15 protein-coding genes are annotated in these 18,390 nt (G+C 66.4%); 12 read left to right on the plus strand and 3 right to left on the minus strand.

What is annotated here, in order from left to right:
• Positions 1 to 68: 68 nt before the first annotated feature.
• On the plus strand, positions 69 to 1,082 hold the full coding sequence (locus AC239G_RS00630; protein WP_181271140.1) for an ABC transporter substrate-binding protein: 1,014 nt from the start codon (positions 69 to 71) through the stop codon (positions 1,080 to 1,082).
• A 10-nt stretch (positions 1,083 to 1,092) separates the two neighbouring features.
• On the opposite strand, the gene AC239G_RS00635 is transcribed toward AC239G_RS00630, so the two are convergent.
• Positions 1,093 to 1,548, minus strand: coding sequence for an Lrp/AsnC family transcriptional regulator (locus AC239G_RS00635; RefSeq protein ID WP_009883814.1), 456 nt, complete (start codon positions 1,546 to 1,548; stop codon positions 1,093 to 1,095).
• A 419-nt stretch (positions 1,549 to 1,967) separates the two neighbouring features.
• Here AC239G_RS00635 and AC239G_RS00640 point away from each other — a divergent pair, with 419 nt between their 5' ends.
• Genes AC239G_RS00640 through AC239G_RS00650 form a run of 3 tightly spaced genes read left to right on the plus strand, consistent with a single transcriptional unit; the run spans position 1,968 to position 6,332 of the window.
• Positions 1,968 to 2,744: an electron transfer flavoprotein subunit beta/FixA family protein gene (locus AC239G_RS00640; protein WP_139467716.1), complete on the plus strand. Its 777-nt coding sequence runs from the start codon at positions 1,968 to 1,970 to the stop codon at positions 2,742 to 2,744.
• An 11-nt stretch (positions 2,745 to 2,755) separates the two neighbouring features.
• Positions 2,756 to 3,733: an electron transfer flavoprotein subunit alpha/FixB family protein gene (locus AC239G_RS00645; RefSeq protein WP_181271139.1), complete on the plus strand. Its 978-nt coding sequence runs from the start codon at positions 2,756 to 2,758 to the stop codon at positions 3,731 to 3,733.
• Between the two features lies 1 nt (position 3,734).
• Complete coding sequence (locus AC239G_RS00650) at positions 3,735 to 6,332, plus strand: cytochrome b/b6 domain-containing protein (RefSeq protein WP_487489567.1); 2,598 nt, start codon at positions 3,735 to 3,737, stop codon at positions 6,330 to 6,332.
• 115 nt (positions 6,333 to 6,447) lie between these two features.
• Here the strand turns inward: AC239G_RS00650 and AC239G_RS00655 are convergent, their stop codons facing one another.
• Positions 6,448 to 7,569 carry a YkvI family membrane protein gene (locus tag AC239G_RS00655; protein ID WP_487489568.1) on the minus strand — a complete coding sequence of 374 codons (1,122 nt, stop codon included), beginning with the start codon at positions 7,567 to 7,569 and terminating at the stop codon, positions 6,448 to 6,450.
• A gap of 198 nt (positions 7,570 to 7,767) precedes the next feature.
• The gene (locus tag AC239G_RS00660) at positions 7,768 to 8,430 is read right to left on the minus strand and encodes a GntR family transcriptional regulator (protein WP_172172964.1); all 663 of its coding nucleotides are present in this window, start codon (positions 8,428 to 8,430) and stop codon (positions 7,768 to 7,770) included.
• 136 nt (positions 8,431 to 8,566) lie between these two features.
• On the opposite strand from AC239G_RS00660, the gene glyA reads away from it, so the two are divergent.
• From glyA to AC239G_RS00700, 8 genes are all read left to right on the plus strand, one after another.
• A complete protein-coding gene (gene glyA / locus AC239G_RS00665) occupies positions 8,567 to 9,958 on the plus strand; it encodes a serine hydroxymethyltransferase (protein WP_172172962.1) in 1,392 nt (463 codons plus the stop codon).
• A complete protein-coding gene (locus tag AC239G_RS00670; RefSeq protein WP_139467722.1) occupies positions 9,958 to 11,175 on the plus strand; it encodes a sarcosine oxidase subunit beta family protein in 1,218 nt (405 codons plus the stop codon). The genes glyA and AC239G_RS00670 overlap by 1 nt, the downstream gene beginning before the upstream one ends.
• A 22-nt stretch (positions 11,176 to 11,197) precedes the next feature.
• Positions 11,198 to 11,488: a sarcosine oxidase subunit delta gene (locus AC239G_RS00675; protein ID WP_139467723.1), complete on the plus strand. Its 291-nt coding sequence runs from the start codon at positions 11,198 to 11,200 to the stop codon at positions 11,486 to 11,488.
• The gene (locus AC239G_RS00680; protein ID WP_172172960.1) at positions 11,485 to 14,412 is read left to right on the plus strand and encodes a 2Fe-2S iron-sulfur cluster-binding protein; all 2,928 of its coding nucleotides are present in this window, start codon (positions 11,485 to 11,487) and stop codon (positions 14,410 to 14,412) included. Before AC239G_RS00675 ends, AC239G_RS00680 begins: the two co-directional genes overlap by 4 nt.
• A complete protein-coding gene (locus AC239G_RS00685; protein WP_259358115.1) occupies positions 14,405 to 15,133 on the plus strand; it encodes a sarcosine oxidase subunit gamma in 729 nt (242 codons plus the stop codon). Before AC239G_RS00680 ends, AC239G_RS00685 begins: the two co-directional genes overlap by 8 nt.
• Positions 15,133 to 16,611, plus strand: a complete 1,479-nt coding sequence (locus AC239G_RS00690) for an L-serine ammonia-lyase (RefSeq protein ID WP_458310832.1) — start codon at positions 15,133 to 15,135, stop codon at positions 16,609 to 16,611. The genes AC239G_RS00685 and AC239G_RS00690 overlap by 1 nt, the downstream gene beginning before the upstream one ends.
• Before the next feature lie 57 nt (positions 16,612 to 16,668).
• Complete coding sequence (gene purU / locus AC239G_RS00695) at positions 16,669 to 17,523, plus strand: formyltetrahydrofolate deformylase (RefSeq protein WP_092009573.1); 855 nt, start codon at positions 16,669 to 16,671, stop codon at positions 17,521 to 17,523.
• Between the two features lie 157 nt (positions 17,524 to 17,680).
• Positions 17,681 to 18,349 carry a GntR family transcriptional regulator gene (locus AC239G_RS00700; protein ID WP_139467727.1) on the plus strand — a complete coding sequence of 223 codons (669 nt, stop codon included), beginning with the start codon at positions 17,681 to 17,683 and terminating at the stop codon, positions 18,347 to 18,349.
• Positions 18,350 to 18,390: the final 41 nt, after the last annotated feature.

The following is an 18,390-nucleotide window of genomic DNA, read 5'->3' on the forward strand; positions in this document are numbered from 1 at the left end:
CTGCCTCTCCGGGGCCTGGCCGCCTCACCCGGACGTTCACCAGATCAAAGAAGAATAAGGACAAACGTATGTCATTGACGCGCCTGACCGCTGCTGCCATCGCCGGAGCCACCGGCCTCGCTCTCCTCGCCGGATGCGCAGGCGGCAGTGAGGAAGCAAACCAGGGCGCTGCCTCCGAGACGCGCACCGTCACCGATGCGACCGGCGCGGAGGTCGAAGTGCCCGCGGCTCCGAAGGCCGTCGCGACACTGCACTACGCCGCCACCGAGACCCTCATGGATCTTGACGCGCCTCCCGTGGCGCAGGGCGAGTACCAGGATCCGGCCGTGCCCGAGGAGTGGCTCGATGAACTCGAGGGGATCCCCACAGTCAGTCAGCAGGAGCCGGACCTCGAGAAGCTCGCCGAGGCCGAACCCGACCTCATCCTGTCCCCGAACATCTTCGAACCGGAGATGATCGAGCAGCTCGAGGAGATCGCACCCGTCTACCAGTTCACCCTGCGCGGCGGAGACCGCGCGAATTGGCAGCAGCGTGTTGGGGAAGTCGCAGACGCCGTCAACAAGACCGATCAGCTCGACGAACTCGACAGAGAATTCACTGCTCGGCAGAAGCAGCTCGGCGAAAAGCATTCCGAGGTCACCGAGGGTACCACGATCGGAGTGGTGTCCTCCTTCGAGGAGAACTCGGCATATCTGTGGGGCAGTGAGAACATGCTCGGCACGATTCTGTCCCCACTCGGGTTCGATTGGTCGGCCGACGAGGACGCCATGGTGAAGAAGTACGGCAAGGCCGAACAGGGAGGCAATAAGTCAGGGACCGTCGAGCCCGAAGCTCAGATCTCGCTGGAAGTCCTCGACCGCAGTCTGTCCGATGCCGACATCATCTTCGTCAACTCGGACCTGCGCGGCGACTATGACTCGTTGACGAAGGCGCTCATGGACTCGGCTGTGTTCAAAGACCTCCCGGCTGTCCGGGCCGGACACGTCTATCCGATCGGCAAAGCCACAATCGCCGGATACGCCGACGCGGATTACGGTCTCGACCTTGCCGAGAAAGCCATCACCGAATACCAGAAGGACTGAGCCGCACTACTCAGCCGGCGCCCGGCCTGTGGCCCTCGGCCTCATCGAGGATGAGGAGCGAGCGGGAGGACACGACGCCCGGGACTTCGTGGATGCGGCGGAGGATCACCTGCGACAGTGCGGTGTTGTCCGGGGCGTTGACCGTCACCAAGGCGTCGATGTCCCCGCTGACGGCTTGAACCTTCTCGACGAAGGGGAGTGCTGCCAGGTCGTCACGGACCTGCGGCCAGGGGCGCTCGCCGATCTTGACGACGACGACCGCAGTCACGGTCATGCCGAGGGCCTCGCGGTCCACCTCGGCGGTGAATTTCCTGATCGCACCCGATTCGATGAGGGTGGTGAAGCGCTTATGCGCGGCGGAGCGGGAGATGTGGACGCGTTCGGCCAACTGGCGCACGCTCAGGCGCGAGTCCTCGACGAGGGCGGCGATGATGCTGCGGTCGATGTCGTCGAGGTCGAATGCCACGGGGCGCTCCTTCACCATTGATGTCTGCGTCTTGCCTGCGACCTCTGCGTCCAGCCTGCCCGGATGCACTCGCACGGAGGGGCGGCGATGGCCACCGGCAGGACTGGTCGGTCTGCGTCCCATTCTAGGGCCCCGCCTCGGCGATGGGACGACCCCGCGTCGAGGTCCCGACGTCGACGACAGGGGGACCACCTCGGTGGGGGAAGTGCACGAGGTTACAGAGTCCGACGCACTGGACAAATTCTGTCGATCGTTCGTACAGTAACGGAGATATCTGTGGTGCCTACCACGTACCATGGGTGATGGACATGATCGGTTCTAACCCGGACCCGGTCAACGGACGGAAATCAGCCACCTGTAGATTATGAGACGAAAGTCTCACGCAGCTGGAACTGCTTCACGAACCTAAGGAGTCATCCTTGAAGATCGCGGTGTTGGTCAAAGAGGTCCCGGATACGTACGGCGACCGCAAGTTGAACTTGGAAACCGGGCTCGCCGATCGCGGCGCCTCGGAAGCCGTCCTCGATGAGATCGGTGAGCGTGCCCTCGAGGTCGCCCTGACGCAGAAGGACTCCGACGGCGACACCGAGGTGACCGTCATCTCGATGGCGCCCGATACCGCGACCGCGACGATCCGCAAGGGTCTGGCCATGGGTGCCGACAATGCCGTGCACGTGGCCGATGAAGGTTTGGCCGGTGCGGATCTCGGGCTGACCGCCGAGGTGCTCGCCGCCGCTCTGCGCCGCGGTGAGTTCGACCTCGTCGTGACCGGCAACGTCTCCACCGACGGCAACGGCGGCATGATGCCGGCGATGCTCGCCGAGCACCTCGACTACCCGCACGTGACCGGCCTGACGACCGTCGAACTGACCGACGGCAAGGTCTCCGGCACCCGCGCGGTCGAAGGCGGCAAGCAGCAGGTCTCGGCCGAACTGCCCGCCGTCATCTCCATCACCGAGGCGCTTCCCGAGGCCCGATTCCCGAACTTCAAGGGCATCATGGCAGCGAAGAAGAAGCCCTTCGAGGTCATCAGCCTGTCCGATCTCGACATCGACGCCGAGGACCAGTCCGTGGCCCGCTCGATCATGGTCACCGTCGCCGAGAAGCCGCCGCGCGAAGCCGGCGAGAAGGTCGTCGACGAAGGCAATGGCGGAGTCGAACTCGCCGAGTACCTCACCAAGAACCGTCTGGCCTAAGGAGAATCGTCATGTCAGAATTCCCGCAGGACTCCATTCTCGTCGTCCTCACCGCCGATGCCGAAGGCCAGCTGGAGAAGCCGGCCGCCGAACTGCTCGGCGGTGCCGCTGAGATCGGCTCACCCGTCGCCCTCGTGCTCGCCGCCGGCAGCGCCGACGCCGCTGCCGACAAGGCCGCCGAACTCGGCGCCGTGGCGACCCTGACCGCCGCAGCCACCGAGGGCAACCTCGGCACCGCGGCCGTCGACGCCGTGGCCGCAGCCGCGGAGCTCACCGCTCCCGACGCTGTTCTCGTGCCCAATACTCTCGACGGTCGTGACATCGCCGGTCGCTACGCCGTGCGCAGCGGATCGGCCGTGTCCGCCGACGCCACCGGACTCGAACGCGACTCCGAGGGCATCGTGGCCAACCACTCCGTCTACGGCGGCGGCTACACCGCCTCCTCGGCCCCGACCTTCGGTGCCCCCATCGTCACCGTGCGCCTGGGCTCGATCGAGGCTCGCGCAGAAGCGCAGTCAGCGAACACGCAGGCCCTCGAGGTCGCCGATTCCGGCAAGCGCTCGGCCGCGATCGACTCGTTCGAAGCCGTCGTCGAAACCTCCTCGCGTCCAGAGCTGCGCGGCGCGCAGAAGGTCGTCTCCGGTGGTCGCGGCGTCGGTTCGGAGGAGTCCTTCGAGCTCGTCGGCGAATTCGCCGACACCCTCGGCGCTGCCGTCGGTGCCTCCCGTGCGGCCGTCGATGCCGGTTACATCGCCCAGTCGCACCAGGTCGGCCAGACCGGTGTGTCGGTGTCCCCGCAGCTCTACGTGGCTCTCGGCATCTCCGGCGCGATCCAGCACAAGGCCGGTATGCAGACCTCGAAGACCATCGTCGCGGTCAACAAGGACGCCGAAGCCCCGATCTTCGACATCGCCGATTTCGGCGTCGTCGGCGACCTGTTCAAGGTCGTTCCCCAGGCCATCGAATCACTGAACGAGAACAAGTCCTGATATGGCAACCTATTCCAGTTCGCTGCGCTCGGGTCTGCCCCGGGTCGAAGGCGGAGACCCCTGGCCCCCGGAGGGCACCATCGGCGAACCTTTGGAAGAGGGCGCGTCGTGGCTGCCGGAGACTGCCGAGACGGAGGAACTGGATGAAGGTTCCCCCGCCGAGGCGGCCGAGTCCGATGTGACCGACGCCGAGGAGTCGACGGGGGCAGAGGCTTCCGCTGAAGCGGAGGAGCCAACTGAGGACTCCGTTGAGGACGCCGCTGAGGAATCGGTCGATGAATCGGCTGACGAATCGTCGTCGGGTGCTGCTGTTGCGGCGGGCGTCGGCGCTGCCGGTGTCGCCGCTGGTGCTGCGGGTGTTGCCGCAGCCGGTGCCGATGACGCGGGTGAGTCGGCTGACTCGACTCCTGCCGGTGAGCCTGAGGCCGACGCCGCTCCTGCGGCCGAAGTGCCTCTGCGCCGCGGCCTGCCGCGCGTCGAGGGTGGAGAGCCCTGGCCGCCGGAAGGTCTTGCTCCTGCAGGAGTGAAGGCCACCGGTGCCTCAGCTGCTCCCGTTGCGTCCGCTGAACCGTCGGCTCCGGAAGAGACTGCAGTCGAAGAGGATGTCGCTGTCGAGGATTCGACCGAGGACGCGGCGCCCGCTGAATCGGACGAACAGTCCTCGGCTGCCCCGGCTGCCGCTGCCGCGACGGCTGGTGCCGGAGAGGCTGCCGGCGCTGCCGTCGCCGCTTTCGGTTCGGACGATGAGTCGGCTGCCGCAGAATCTGCCGCCGCCGATGCTCCCGCTGCCGAATCGGCTCCTACCGCCGAGGTTCCGCTGCGTCGCGGTCTGCCGCGTGTTGCCGGTGGAGAGCCCTGGCCGCCGGAAGGCTTCGCGCCCGCCGGGGCCAAGGCCGCAGGCGGCTCGGCTGGCGCTTCTGCACCGGCAGCAGCTGCATCCGCTCCTGCCGAAACCGCTTCGGCTGAAACGTCAGCCGATTCCACGTCTGAATCCTCGTCCGCTGCTCCTGCGGCGGCCGCCGCAGCTGGTGCTGGCGTTGCCGGTGCCGGTGTGGCTGCAGCAGCCGCGAACGGCTCGGGCTCCGGAGAACTCTCCGATGTACCGTTGCGCCGCGGACTTCCCCGCACCGCCGGGGGAGACCCCTGGCCGCCGGAAGGCTTTGCTCCGGCACACGCTGCCAAACCTGCCACAGGCTCGGCCGCCGCTTCGGCTCCGGCTGAAGAGAAGGCCGCCGGCGCCACGTCGACGGGTGCCGAATCTGCCGACGAAGCGCAGGCGCTGGCCGAGACGAAGCCGGATGCGAAGCCGGCTGCAGCTGACGAGTCCGGTGAGAAGAAGCCCCAGGGCCGACGCACCGGAATCGGCGGTGTCGGTGCCGGCGCGGCAGCCGCAGGTGCGGGAGCCGCTGCCGGTGCAGGTGCCGCAGCAGCGGGAGCCGCCTCGGCGTCGGAGAAGAAATCCGACGAAGCCGAGAAGAAGCCGGCCCAGCGCAAGCCGATGGCTAAGCCTGCGGCGAAGACCGCGGACAAGCCTGCCCAGCGCAAGCCGATGGCCAAGCCCGCAGCGAAGTCGGACGACAAGGCTGCGGCTCGCACCGCGGACAAGCCGGCCGCGAAGACGGCACCGGCTGCGAAGGCCACATCGTCGAGTTCAGGCAGCACCGCCTCGGCGAAGCCTGCAGCGAAGAAGGAACCGGTCATGATCGGTTCGAAGTCGCTGGGACAGTGGTCCAAGCTCGTCGGACTGGGACTCGGCGGACTCATCGTCGTGGCCGGGATCCTCATCCTCGCCGCGCGCGGTGTCACGACCCTGCCGGGCGTGCCGGAGTTCCTCGAACGCTACCCGGGCGAATACCACATCCCGGAATTCGTCGAGCCCGGCTTCCCGGGCTGGGTGCGGTGGACGCACTTCCTCAACATCTTCTTCATGGTGCTCATCATCCGTTCGGGTCTGCAGGTGCGTCATCAGCAGAAGCCGCCGGCGTTCTACACCCCGAAGAAGGGTGGGAAGAAGATCAGCATCAACCTCTGGCTGCACACGAGTCTCGATCTGCTGTGGCTGGCCAATGGTGTGGTCTTCGTCGTGCTGCTCTTCGTCTCCGGGCACTGGGCGCGCATCGTGCCGACCAGTTGGGAAGTGTTCCCCAACGCGCTGTCGGCGGCGCTGCAGTACGGAACGATGGAATGGCCGATGGAAGATGCATGGGTCAACTACAACGCTCTCCAGCAGCTGATGTACTTCATCATCGTGTTCATCGCCGCTCCGCTGGCCGCGATCACGGGTGTGCGGATGAGCGAATGGTGGCCGAAGAACGCTTCGACGCTGAACAAGATCTACCCGGCGCCGCTGGCACGGGCGATCCACTTCCCGACGATGCTGTTCTTCGTGTTCTTCATCCTCGTCCACGTGTTCCTCGTGTTCACGACCGGACTGCGGCACAACCTCGGCTACATGTTCGCGGGAACCGAGATGCTCGGTTGGGCCGGACTCGTCTGGTTCCTCATCGCGATGGTCGTGGTCGTGGCCGGTTGGTTCGCGGCCAGGCCGCTGCTGCTCGCCCCGATCGCGAATCTCTTCGGACGGGTGTCGAGCAGGTAGCGCTATCAGCCCAGACGCGCGGCGATTGACAGCGAAAGGCCCTGTCGGACATTCGGTCCGACAGGGCCTTTCTCGTGGACGGATCGGGCCGCCTCGGCGAGGGGAATGTTCCGGCTCAGACCCTGCCGTGGGTGGCCACGTGGCGGATCGTGCGGACGATCATCAGCGCCAGGAGGACGATGCCGACGTAGCCGTTGATGACGTAGACGATGTTGACCATCTGCGAGAACGGCAGGACGAGGCCGATGATCGTGCCGAGAAAGGCGAGGGCGATTGTCACGTACTTGAACTTCTTCGTCTTGTCGTCGAAGAAGCGCGATGACACCGTCCACAGCAGCGGAATCGCGGTCGTGTAGATTCCGGCGAGGATCATCACGGAGATGAGCGCCCCGATCCACGGTCCGAGGCTGCTGGCGAGAACGAGCATCGGGATCTCGGCGTCGAAGACCTCGCCGATGTTGGCCAGCAGCCCGAGTCCGACGACCATGCAGGCCAGGGAGAAGGCAATGCCTCCGACGAAGCCGCCGGCCGTGGCCTCGCGCCGGTTCTTCACGGTCTTGCCGAGGGCGGCGAGGAATGCTGCGAGCCAGAGCATGCAGAATCCGACATAGGACAGCCCTGAGAGGAACCAGTTCGACGACGCCTGAGTGACGTCGAGGCTCGGCAGGATCTCAACTCCGGTGGAGACGCCTGCGGGGTCGCGCATGATGCCGTAGACGCCGAGGGCGATCGCGACGACGACGATGACCGGGCCGATCTTGCCGATGACGTCGACGAGGCTCGTCAGCCCGAACCACACGGTGGCGCAGACGACAGCGGCCAGGGCGATCCCGCCGATGAACTTCGACAGTCCGTAATGCTCCTCGAAGACCGCGCCGGCACCGGCGATCATCACGGTGAAGGACAGGAAGACGAAGAGGATCGAGAAGTAGTCGAAGAACGTGCCGAGGTACTTTCCGCCGTAGTAGTAGAAGACGCGTGAGGGTTTCTCGAACTGCTCCCGCCTGCCCGTGAGGAAGAGCTCGACGGCGACGTAGGAGATGAGCACGAGCACCAGAAGACCGGTGCCGAAGACGCCCCAGAAGCCGTAGGACGCGTAGTACTGGAGGATCTCTTGACCGGTGGCGAAGCCCGAGCCGATGAGGAACGCGATGATTGCCCCGGCATAGGTGATGACCCGCAGAATGCTGGTCTTCTCGGTCGTGGCCAGATGGGCGGCAGTGGAGGTCTCAGCCATGGAAGTCCTTCGTCGTTGAGGGAATGAGGTGGTCGACGGAGTCAGGTCGACAACTGATATATCACATTCATGCACGTTAGCGTGTGAATGTGATCACGTCAATGGCGGTCGAGGTTCAGCAGCGGCGCCGTTGTTGGTGCGGCTCTGGGCGGCTGGTTTCCAGTGGGGTCTGGGACTGCGTGCGGGTGAAGCGGGGACTCAGCGCAGGGTGGTGCGGACGGTCTTGTCGAATTCGCGGACGTGCTCGGCGGCGCGGGCGGCGACAGTCTCCTCGTCGCCGTCGAGGATGGCCTCGAGCAGATCGATGTGCTCGCGGATGTGGGTGACGAGATCCGGAATCCCCGGGATGACGAGGCACCAGATGCGAGTGGCCAGGTCGTCGAGGCGGATCAGCGTCTCCGACAGGTGCGGATTGTCCACTGAGCTGTAGATGAGGCGGTGGACGTCGAGGTCGCGTTCCATCAGCGTGCGCTGCTCGTCGGTCGATTCGAGTGCCTTGAGGTCGGCGATCGAGGCCGTGAAATCCGCGCGCCGCTCCGGGGTGAGGTTGCGTGCCGCACGCCGGGCGGCGATGGGCTCGAGTGCTTCGCGCATCTCGGAGATCGTCGACAGATCGGTGAGGTCGACGTTGGTGGCGAAGGTGCCGCGCCGCGGATAGGACACGACGAGGTGATCGCGCTCGAGTCGCTTGAGGGCCTCGCGGATCGGCGTGCGGCCGACCTCGAGCTCGGCGCTGAGGGCCGCCTCGTTGATCGGATCGCCAGGGGCGATGTCGAGCATGATGAGACGGTGGCGGAGGATCTCATAGGCGCGATTCGCCAAGGACGTCGTCGGTGACGTCGCGTCGGCGGATGTGCTCATGAGAAGCCCCTTCATAATCTCTGCGGCAAACGTATTGCATCGGCTGGAATTCTCTGCCTACACTACAGGAACGCATCTGATATATTAGTTGCCGATCAGCTGGGAAAGGCCGATCGCGACAGGTCGAAGGAGATCCATGACAGAGCAACTCGCCAATCCCGCAGAAGCCGGCACGGCCAGTGCCCCGGCAGGCGCTTCCGCTGGGACCTTCCCCAGCCGTGAACCCGTCGAACTGAGCACCTCGATCGCTGAACTCGATCCGCAGATCGCCGGATTCATCGATGCCGAACTGGCCCGGCAGCGCGAGGGACTGGAGATGATCGCCTCGGAGAACCACACCGCCTCGGCCGTCATGGAAGCTCAAGGGTCAGTGCTCACGAACAAGTACGCCGAGGGCTACCCGGGCCGCCGCTACTACGGCGGCTGCGAACACGTCGACGAGATCGAACGCATCGCCATCGACCGCGTCAAGGCACTCTTCGGTGCCGAGTACGCAAACGTCCAGCCGCACTCCGGCGCCCAGGCCAACGCCTCGGTCATGCACGCCCTCATCCGTCCCGGCGACACCGTCCTCGGACTCAATCTCGCCCACGGCGGCCACCTCACCCACGGGATGAAGATCAACTTCTCCGGCCGCCTCTACTCGATCGTCCCCTACGGCCTCGATGCCGAGACTGGACGCGTCGATATGGCCGAGGTTGAACGCCTCGCTCACGAGCACCAGCCGAAGCTCATCGTCGCCGGCTGGTCGGCCTACACGCGACAGCTCGACTTCGCAGAGTTCCGCCGCATCGCCGATTCCGTCGGTGCCTACCTCATGGTCGATATGGCCCACTTCGCCGGACTCGTCGCCGCCGGACTCCACCCCTCACCGGTCCCGCACGCCCACGTCGTGTCGTCGACGACGCACAAGACCCTCGGCGGCCCCCGAGGCGGCATCATCCTCACCAATGACGCGGACATCGCGAAGAAGATCAATTCCGCCGTCTTCCCCGGACAGCAGGGCGGACCCCTCGAACACGTCATCGCCGGCAAGGCAGTGGCCTTCGGCTTGGCCGCCACCGACACCTTCGTCGACAAGCAGAAGCGCACCCTCGCCGGGGCCGGCGAACTCGCCCGCCGCCTGACCGAAGGCGATGTCGCCGAACGCGGAATCTCCGTCCTCACCGGCGGCACCGACGTCCACCTCGTCCTCGTCGATCTGCGTAACTCGACCCTCGACGGAGCCCAGGCCGAAGATCTGCTCGCCCAGATCGGCATCACCGTCAACCGCAACGCCGTCCCCGACGACCCCCGACCACCGATGGTCACCTCCGGTCTGCGGATCGGCACCCCGGCGCTTGCCAGCCGCGGATTCGGCAGCGAAGCATTCGCCGAAGCAGCCGACATCATCGCCGAGGTGCTCAAGGCCGGCACGGACGAAAACGGCGCGAGCCCGGAGATCATCGCCGAACTGAGCGAACGCGTCACCCGACTGGCGAACGATCACCCCCTGTACCCCACCCTCACCGAGATCGGAGCACGCTGATGGCTGACCAGCTTCCCGAACACCCCGACTTCCTGTGGCGCAATCCGGAGCCGAAGAAGTCCTACGAAGCCGTCATCGTCGGCGGCGGCGGACACGGACTCGCCACCGCCTACTACCTGGCGAAGAACCACGGAATGACGAACATTGCCATTCTTGAGAGAGGCTGGCTTGCCGGGGGCAACATGGCCCGCAACACGACGATCATCCGCTCGAACTACCTGTGGGACGAATCCGCCGCGATCTACGAGAAGTCCCTCAAGCTCTGGGAACAGCTGCCCGAAGAACTCGAGTACGACTTCCTCTTCTCCCAGCGCGGCGTGCTCAACCTCGCCCACACTCTTCAGGACGTGCGCGAATCCCAGCGCCGGGTGAACGCGAACAAGCTCAACGGCGTCGACGCCGAATGGCTCGATGCAAGCCAAGTCAAGGAAGTCTGCCCGATCATCAACATCGGCGACGACCTCCGCTACCCCGTGATGGGCGGCACCTATCAGCCGCGCGCCGGCATCGCCAAGCACGACCACGTCGCCTGGGCCTTCGCCCGCAAGGCCGATGAGATGGGCGTCGACATCATCCAGAACTGCGAAGTCACGGGCATCGAACGCATCGGCAATCAGGTCGTCGGCGTCCAGACGAACCGCGGACCGATCGCCACCGAGAAGGTCGCTCTTGCCGTGGCTGGCGACTCCTCGGTGCTCGCCGACATGGCCGGGATCCGCCTGCCGATCCAGACCCACCCGCTGCAGGCGCTGGTCTCCGAACTCTTCGAACCCGTACACCCGACCGTGGTCATGTCCAACCACGTCCACGTCTACGTCTCCCAAGCGCACAAAGGCGAACTCGTCATGGGCGCCGGCGTCGACTCCTACAACGGATACGGTCAACGAGGCGGCTTCCACGTCATCGAGGAGCAGCTGGCCGCCGCGGTCGAGCTGTTCCCGATCTTCGCCCGCGCCCATGTGCTGCGCACCTGGGGCGGCAACGTCGACGTCACCCTCGACGCCTCACCGATCGTGTCGAAGACGGAAGTCCAAGGACTCTACGCCAACTGCGGCTGGGGCACCGGCGGCTTCAAGGGCACCCCCGCGGCGGGCTTCACCTACGCACACACCATCGCGAACGACGAACCCCACCCGCTCAACGCCCCATTCGCCCTCGACCGCTTCGAAACCGGTCACCTCATCGACGAACACGGCGCCGCAGCCGTGGCTCACTGAGCGGAAGGAAAGAGACACCGACATGCTGCTCATCGACTGCCCGAACTGCGGGCCACGCGACGAAACCGAATTCCACTACGGCGGACAGGCGCACGTTCCCTACCCCGAAGACCCGCACGCCCTGACCGACAGGGAATGGGCCGAGTACCTCTTCTACCGTGAGAACAGCCGCGGCGCCTACGCCGAGATGTGGAGCCACAGCGCTGGCTGCCGGAAGTGGTTCAACGCCATCCGCGACACGGCCACCTACGACTTCACCGCCATCTACCCGATCGGCTCGCCCCGTCCCGACACGCAAGGAGAGGTTCGATGACGAACACCACCCGCCTGCACTCGGCGTCTCGTCTGCCCGGTGCCACCGGCATCGACACCGCCCGCCCGATCGACTTCACGGTCGACGGAGCGACCTACTCGGGCTTCGCCGGTGACACGATCGCCAGCGCGCTCATCGCCGCGGGCCGCATCGACTGCGGCAACTCGACCTATCTGGGTCGGGCCCGCGGCATCCTCGGCGCGGGCGTCGAGGAGTCCAATGCGCTCGTCCGCGTGCATTCCCGATTCCCCGGAGACGTCTCCGAGTCGATGCTGCCCGCCACCCGCGTCGCCATCGCCGAAGGACTCGAGGCCGACTACCTCGCCGGGCTCGGCATCCTCGATCCCGGCCAGGACGAACTGACCTACGAGCACAAACACGTCCACACCGACGTCCTCATCGTCGGGGCCGGCCCCGCCGGACTCGCCGCGGCCCGGGAGGCCGGCAAGTCCGGTGCGCGCACCCTGCTCCTCGACGACCAGTCGATTCCCGGCGGCTCGCTGCTCGCCGCGGGACCGGCCACGGCCGAAACGATCGACGACGTCGACGCCCTGGCGTGGGTCGAGTCCACCGTCGCCGGATTCGCCGAGCATGAAGAACTCACGTACGTGCCGAACACCACGGTCTTCGGCAGCTACGACTCGAACTACTTCGTCGCCCTCGAAGACCGCACCGACGCCGTCGCCGCTGCCGGTGGCCGCGGAGTGCGCCAGAAGGTCTGGCACATCCGCGCCGGTCAGGTCGTGCTCGCCACCGGTGCGCACGACCGTCCGATCGTCTTCGCCGACAACGACCGTCCCGGCATCATGCTCGCCTCGGCCGTGCGCACATACCTCGGCCGCTACGGTGTGGCCGCCGGTGACAATGTGGCAGTGACGACGACGAACGACTCCGCTTACGATCTCGTTACCGACCTCCATGCGGCAGGCATCACCGTCCCCGCGGTCATCGACTCCCGCACCTCAGCCTCGGCGATCGCCGAATCCGTCACCGCAGCCACGGGCACCCGTCTCATCCTCGGCTCCGCCGTCACCGGCACCGCCGGTGAAGGACCCGCCGGGCGGGTCAGCGCCGTCACCGTCGCCGGACTCGACGACGACGGCGTCGCAGCCGAGAACGGTGAGAGCATCCCCGTCGACCTGCTCGCGGTCTCCGGCGGACATTCGCCGGTCATCCACCTGCACGGTCAGCGCAAGGGTCCGATCCACTGGAACGTCGACATCGCTGCCTTCGTGCCGACGACCTCAGTGCGTGACCAGTTCACCGTCGGCGCAGTGACCGGGGACTACTCGCTCGAAGCGGCTCTGCGGCAGGGCGCCGAGGCGGGGAACCAAGCGGCGAACCGCACCGGCTTCCCGGCCGCGCTCGCCGTGCCCGCAGCCTCGGCGATGGCCTATGCTCCGGCCCGTCCGCTGTGGCTGGTCACCTCGGCGCAGGACGATCACGCTAACCTGAGCACGCACTTCATCGACTTCCAGCGTGACCAGACCGTCGCCGATGTGCAGCGGGCGATGGGCGCGGGCATGCGCTCGGTCGAGCACATCAAGCGCTACACCTCGATCTCGACGGCGAACGATCAGGGCAAGACCTCAGCGGTCAACGCGATCGGCGCGATCGCCTCGGTGCTGGGGGAGGCCGACGATCTCGGTCAGGTCGGGCACACCACCTTCCGCGCCCCCTTCGCACCGGTGCCCTTTGCGGCGCTGGCCGGACGGCGCAAGGGCGAACTCTTCGACCCGGCCCGGGTCACCTCGATCCATCCCTGGCACGTCGCCCACGGTGCCGAGTTCGAAGACGTCGGGCAGTGGAAGCGCCCCTGGTACTACCCGAAGCCGGGCGAGGACATGGAGGCGGCGGTGCTGCGCGAGGGCAAGGCCGTGCGCGAATCCGTCGGCTTCCAGGACGCCTCGACGCTCGGCAAGATCGAGATCCGCGGGAAGGACGCCGGGGAATTCCTCGGCCAGATCTACACGAACGGCTTCAAGAAGCTGGGGGTCGGCAAGGGCCGGTACGGGCTGATGTGCAAGCCCGACGGAATGGTCTTCGACGACGGCGTGACCCTGCGCGTGGCCGAGGACCGCTACTACATGACGACGACGACCGGCGGGGCGGCGACCGTCCTCGAATGGCTCGAGGAATGGCACCAGACCGAATGGCCCGACCTCGACGTCGTCTTCACCTCGGTGACCGAACAGTGGTCGACCGTCGCCGTAGCCGGACCCCGGTCCCGCGATGTCATCGCCAAGGTCGCACCGAACCTCGATGTGTCGAACGAGGCCTTCGAGTTCATGGGCTTCCGCGAGACCACGCTGGCGAACGGCATTCCCGCCCGTATCTGCCGGATCTCGTTCTCCGGAGAGCTCGCCTTCGAGATCAACGTCGACACGTTCTACGGGCTGGCCGTGTGGGAGGCCGTCGCTGAGGCGGGTGCCGAATTCGACATCACCCCGTACGGCACCGAGGTCATGCACGTGCTGCGTGCTGAGAAGGGCTTCATCATCGTCGGGCAGGACACCGACGGGACCGTGACCCCGCAGGATGCGGGTATGGAGTGGATCGTCTCGAAGGTCAAGGACTTCATCGGCAAACGCTCCTACTCCCGGGTCGACACGGCCCGCGAGGACCGCAAGCACCTCGTCGGAGTCCTGCCGGTCGACGGTACGACGCGTCTGGCCGAGGGCGCCCAGCTCATTGCGGCGGGCACGCCCGTTACACCGGAGGACGGTCCGGTGCCGATGATCGGGCATGTCACCTCGTCGTATATCTCGCCGAGCCTCGACCGGCCGTTCGGTCTCGCACTCGTCGAGAACGGCCGCAACCGCGAAGGTGAGATCGTCAAGTCTCCCTTCGGCGACACCCTCGTCGACGTCGAGATCACCTCGCCCGTCTTCTACGATCCGGAAGGAAACCGCCGCGATGGCTGACACCACCTATTCCACCCCTGCGACGGCAGAGTCCCCCTCGACGGCTGAAGCGCAGACCGCCCACACGGGCACCGGGTCGAGCGGACTCGATGACCTGCGGGTCTCGCCGGCCGCGCACCTCGCCGGACTGATGTCCGAGGCGAGTGCCGCCGGCGGCCGCAGCGTCGGCCTGCGCGAACTGCCCTTCACGGTACAGATCGGCCTGCGGGCACAGCCTGACTCCGCATCGTGGACGTCACTCGAGGACACGTTCGGTCTCAACCTGCCGCGCAGCGTCGGCGAAGTCACCGGTGATCCGGCGGCTCAGCACGTGCTGTGGCTGAGCCCCGACGAGTTCCTCGCCGTCGATGTCTCCCGCGAGCAGCAGCCGGGAGAGACGATCGTCGCCGAGGCAGGACTCGAGGGACTGCCCGGACAGGCCGTCGATCTCTCGGCCAACCGGACGATCCTCGAACTGACGGGGGAGAAGGCCCGGGACGTGCTCGAGAAGAGCTGCCGCGCCGATCTCCACCCTCGCGCCTTCGGCATCGGATCCGCGATCGTCACGGCGCTGGGTCCCGTGCCGGTCATCCTCCACCACAGCGGTGAGGACACCTACCGCGTCTACCCGCGGGCGAGCTTCGCGGACTTCACGGTCCGTTGGCTGCTCGATGGAATGGCGGAGTTCCTCGACAGCGTCGATGCCAGCGGAGCCTCGGCGCGTGAAGAGGACGTCGGCTGATGGCACTCGGGGTCCTCGATCTGTTCTCGATCGGCATCGGCCCCTCCTCCTCGCACACGGTGGGGCCGATGCGTGCAGCCTTGCGATTCGTCGACGAACTCGAGGGGCACGGTCTCCTGCACCGGGTGCGTCGGGTCCGGGTCGGACTCTATGGTTCGCTGGCCGCGACCGGCATCGGGCACGGTTCGGATTCGGCGGTGCTCGTGGGTCTGAGCGGTTTCGATCCCGAAACGCTCGACCCCTACCAGGTGGGTCCGCTGGTCGCCGAGGTGAAGACCCAACGCAAGCTCCACCTCGGCGGGCGTCTCGTCATCGAATTCGAACCGGAGACGGATCTCGTCCTGCACATGCGGAAGAATCTTCCCGGCCATCCCAATGGGATGCTCATCCGCGCCGAGGTCGATGATGAGGTCATCGAGCGCGAGTACTACTCGGTCGGTGGGGGATTCGTCGTCACCGCCGAGGAGCTCGCGGCCGAGAAGGACGCTGCCGAGACGATCGAGGCGTCTGAACAGGCCGGGCAGGAAGTCGGTCGGACGATTGATTTCGCCACGGCCGATGAACTCCTCGCCCGCTGCCGCGAGCATGGGCTGAGCATCGCCGAGCTCATGGCCGTCAACGAACGCGTGACCCGCAGTGATGAGCAGCTGCGGGAGAAGCTTTTGGCGATCTGGGCGGTGATGCGCGAATGCGTGCACAACGGGTGCACGCGGGAGGAGACGACGCTGCCCGGCGGGCTCAAGGTCCGCAGGCGCGCCCCCGAACTGCGGGCGAAGCTCGAGGACGCGGACTACCGGGCATCGGGTTCGCTCGATGCCCTCGAGTGGGTCAACCTCTATGCCTTGGCCGTCAACGAGGAGAACGCCTCGGGCGGGCGGATCGTCACTGCCCCGACGAACGGGGCCGCGGGCATCATTCCCGCGGTGCTCCATTACATGGACCGGTTCGTCACCGGCGACGAGGGAGCCGGCTCCGACGGCGCGGATGCCGGCGCATCAGACGACGGAGCTGGCACCGCCGCTGGTGCGAGTGCTGCCGACGATGCCGTCGTGCAATTCCTGCTCACGGCCGGGGCGATCGGGATCCTCTTCAAACGCAATGCGTCGATCTCCGGCGCCGAGGTGGGTTGCCAGGGGGAGGTCGGATCGGCCTGTGCGATGGCTGCCGCAGGCCTGTGCGCCGTACTCGGCGGAACTCCCGAACAGGTGGAGAACGCCGCGGAGATCGGACTCGAGCACAACCTCGGGCTGACCTGCGATCCGGTTGGCGGCCTCGTGCAGGTGCCGTGCATCGAACGCAATGCCATCGCCTCTGTGAAGGCGATCAATGCGGCCCGGTTGGCCATGCACGGCGACGGCTCCCACCGGGTGAGCCTCGATCAGGCGATCGAGACCATGCGGCAGACTGGAGCCGATATGAAATCGAAGTACAAGGAGACATCGCGCGGCGGCCTCGCCGTCAACGTCGTCGAATGCTGAGCACCATCCCGACCTTGCACCACACAGACCTTGCCCCACGGACAGAAGGACACGGACATGCAGGACTACATCTTCACCCTCGAATGCGCTGAGCGCCCCGGAATCACCCACGCCGTGACCGGTGCCCTGCTCACCCACGGCGGAGACATCAAGGAACTCAAACAGTTCGACGACCAGTCGACCCAGCAGCTGTTCCTGCGCATCGACTTCAGCGTCTCCGACGAGCCCGGCAATGGTGTCGAGGCTCTGCGGACCGACTTCGAAGCGATCGGCGAGGAGTTCGGCGCGACCTGGCAGCTGTGGCCGCAGGGGGAGAAGCGGCGGGTGCTCATCATGGTCTCGAAGTTCGAGCACTGCCTCAACGACCTGCTCTTCCGCGCCCGGGTCGGCGAGCTGCCGATCGAGATCGCCGCGGTCGTATCGAACCACCCCGACCACCGTGAGCTCGTCGAATGGCACCACATTCCCTTCTTCCGGATCCCCGTGACGAAGGAGACGAAGCCCGAGGCCGAGGCGAAGCTGCTCGAACTCGTCGACCGCTTCGAGGTCGACCTCGTGGTGCTCGCCCGTTATATGCAGATCCTCTCCGACGACCTCGCGCGCGAACTCACCGGACGCGCCATCAACATCCACCACTCGTTCCTGCCGTCGTTCAAGGGTGCGAAGCCCTACCACCAGGCATGGGAACGCGGAGTCAAGACCGTCGGGGCGACCGCGCACTTCGTCAACAGCGAACTCGACGAGGGTCCGATCATCGCTCAGCAGCTCGTCGAGGTCGACCATGCCTTCACTCCCGAGGACCTCGTGGCCGCCGGCCGCGATGCCGAATGCAAGGCGCTGTCCAACGCCGTGAAGTGGCACTGCGACGGCCGTGTGTTCCTCTCGGGCAAGAGGACGATCGTCCTGCGCTAGAACCGCTTTCGCGCCGACCGCTCAGGTTGCCGTCGCTGTACCGCGGTATGCGGCGAGCGGTCGACGGCAACCTGAGCGGTCGGCGTATCCACGGTGCCGAGGGGACAGAGGCCATGAAACCGCTGCATGCCGCCTCGGCGTGGATAGACTGTCGACTATGAGCGAGACCCAGACCGAGATCGGCCCGCGCATCGGCGACCAGGTGTTCGAAGCGCTGCAGGCGAGCATTCTCTCCGGCGAATATCGCAGCGGCGATCGACTGCGGATACGCCAGCTCGCGGCGTCCCTGGGTACGAGCGTCATGCCCGTGCGGGAGTCGCTGGCCCGGCTCGAGGAGGTCGGACTCGTCGAGACCAGCCCGCACCGCGGGGCCGTGGTCAAGGAATTCACCGCCGAGGAGCTGCTGCAGATCTATTCCGTGCGTCGCATCCTCGAGGTCGAAGCGACGGTCCAGGGCGCGCAGAAGCTCGACGGGGCGGGCCGGGCGCGGCTCGATGAGGAGTTCGCGGCGATGGAGGCGGCTCTCGACTCCGGCGATGCCTCGGAGTATCTCGACCACGACGAGGAGCTGCTCGCGACGATCTATTCTGCCTCGGGCAATCCCGTCCTCGTTGAGACGATCCGGACCCTGTGGCTGCGCTGCCGGGCGTACAAACTCGTCGGCGCCAGGCGAGAGATCGCGGCCGACGCCAAGGCGCCGCTGCTCAAGCACCAGCGCCGACTCATGGACGCCGTCGACGCCGGCGATCCGGGGGCGGCCGCCGAGGTGACCGAAGAGTCCTTCGACGACGCCGTCCGCCGCATCCGCGCCGGGTTGGGCGCTTGAAGGGCCGGCAAGTGCGGGCCTGAAGAAACTCCTGAAATCGG

The sequence above is a fragment of the Brevibacterium sp. Lmc1 genome (assembly GCF_057654315.1).

Bases quoted from the DNA above. Each gene is read 5' to 3' on its own strand.
- glyA (WP_172172962.1), top strand. From the start codon at position 8,567: ATGACAGAGCAACTCGCCAATCCCGCAGAAGCCGGCACGGCCAGTGCC.
- AC239G_RS00650 (WP_487489567.1), top strand. From the start codon at position 3,735: ATGGCAACCTATTCCAGTTCGCTGCGCTCGGGTCTGCCCCGGGTCGAA.
- AC239G_RS00655 (WP_487489568.1), bottom strand. From the start codon at position 7,569: ATGGCTGAGACCTCCACTGCCGCCCATCTGGCCACGACCGAGAAGACC.
- AC239G_RS00660 (WP_172172964.1), bottom strand. From the start codon at position 8,430: ATGAGCACATCCGCCGACGCGACGTCACCGACGACGTCCTTGGCGAAT.
- AC239G_RS00690 (WP_458310832.1), top strand. From the start codon at position 15,133: ATGGCACTCGGGGTCCTCGATCTGTTCTCGATCGGCATCGGCCCCTCC.
- AC239G_RS00700 (WP_139467727.1), top strand. From the start codon at position 17,681: ATGAGCGAGACCCAGACCGAGATCGGCCCGCGCATCGGCGACCAGGTG.
- AC239G_RS00685 (WP_259358115.1), top strand. From the start codon at position 14,405: ATGGCTGACACCACCTATTCCACCCCTGCGACGGCAGAGTCCCCCTCG.
- AC239G_RS00675 (WP_139467723.1), top strand. From the start codon at position 11,198: ATGCTGCTCATCGACTGCCCGAACTGCGGGCCACGCGACGAAACCGAA.
- AC239G_RS00680 (WP_172172960.1), top strand. From the start codon at position 11,485: ATGACGAACACCACCCGCCTGCACTCGGCGTCTCGTCTGCCCGGTGCC.
- AC239G_RS00645 (WP_181271139.1), top strand. From the start codon at position 2,756: ATGTCAGAATTCCCGCAGGACTCCATTCTCGTCGTCCTCACCGCCGAT.
- AC239G_RS00630 (WP_181271140.1), top strand. From the start codon at position 69: ATGTCATTGACGCGCCTGACCGCTGCTGCCATCGCCGGAGCCACCGGC.
- AC239G_RS00670 (WP_139467722.1), top strand. From the start codon at position 9,958: ATGGCTGACCAGCTTCCCGAACACCCCGACTTCCTGTGGCGCAATCCG.
- purU (WP_092009573.1), top strand. From the start codon at position 16,669: ATGCAGGACTACATCTTCACCCTCGAATGCGCTGAGCGCCCCGGAATC.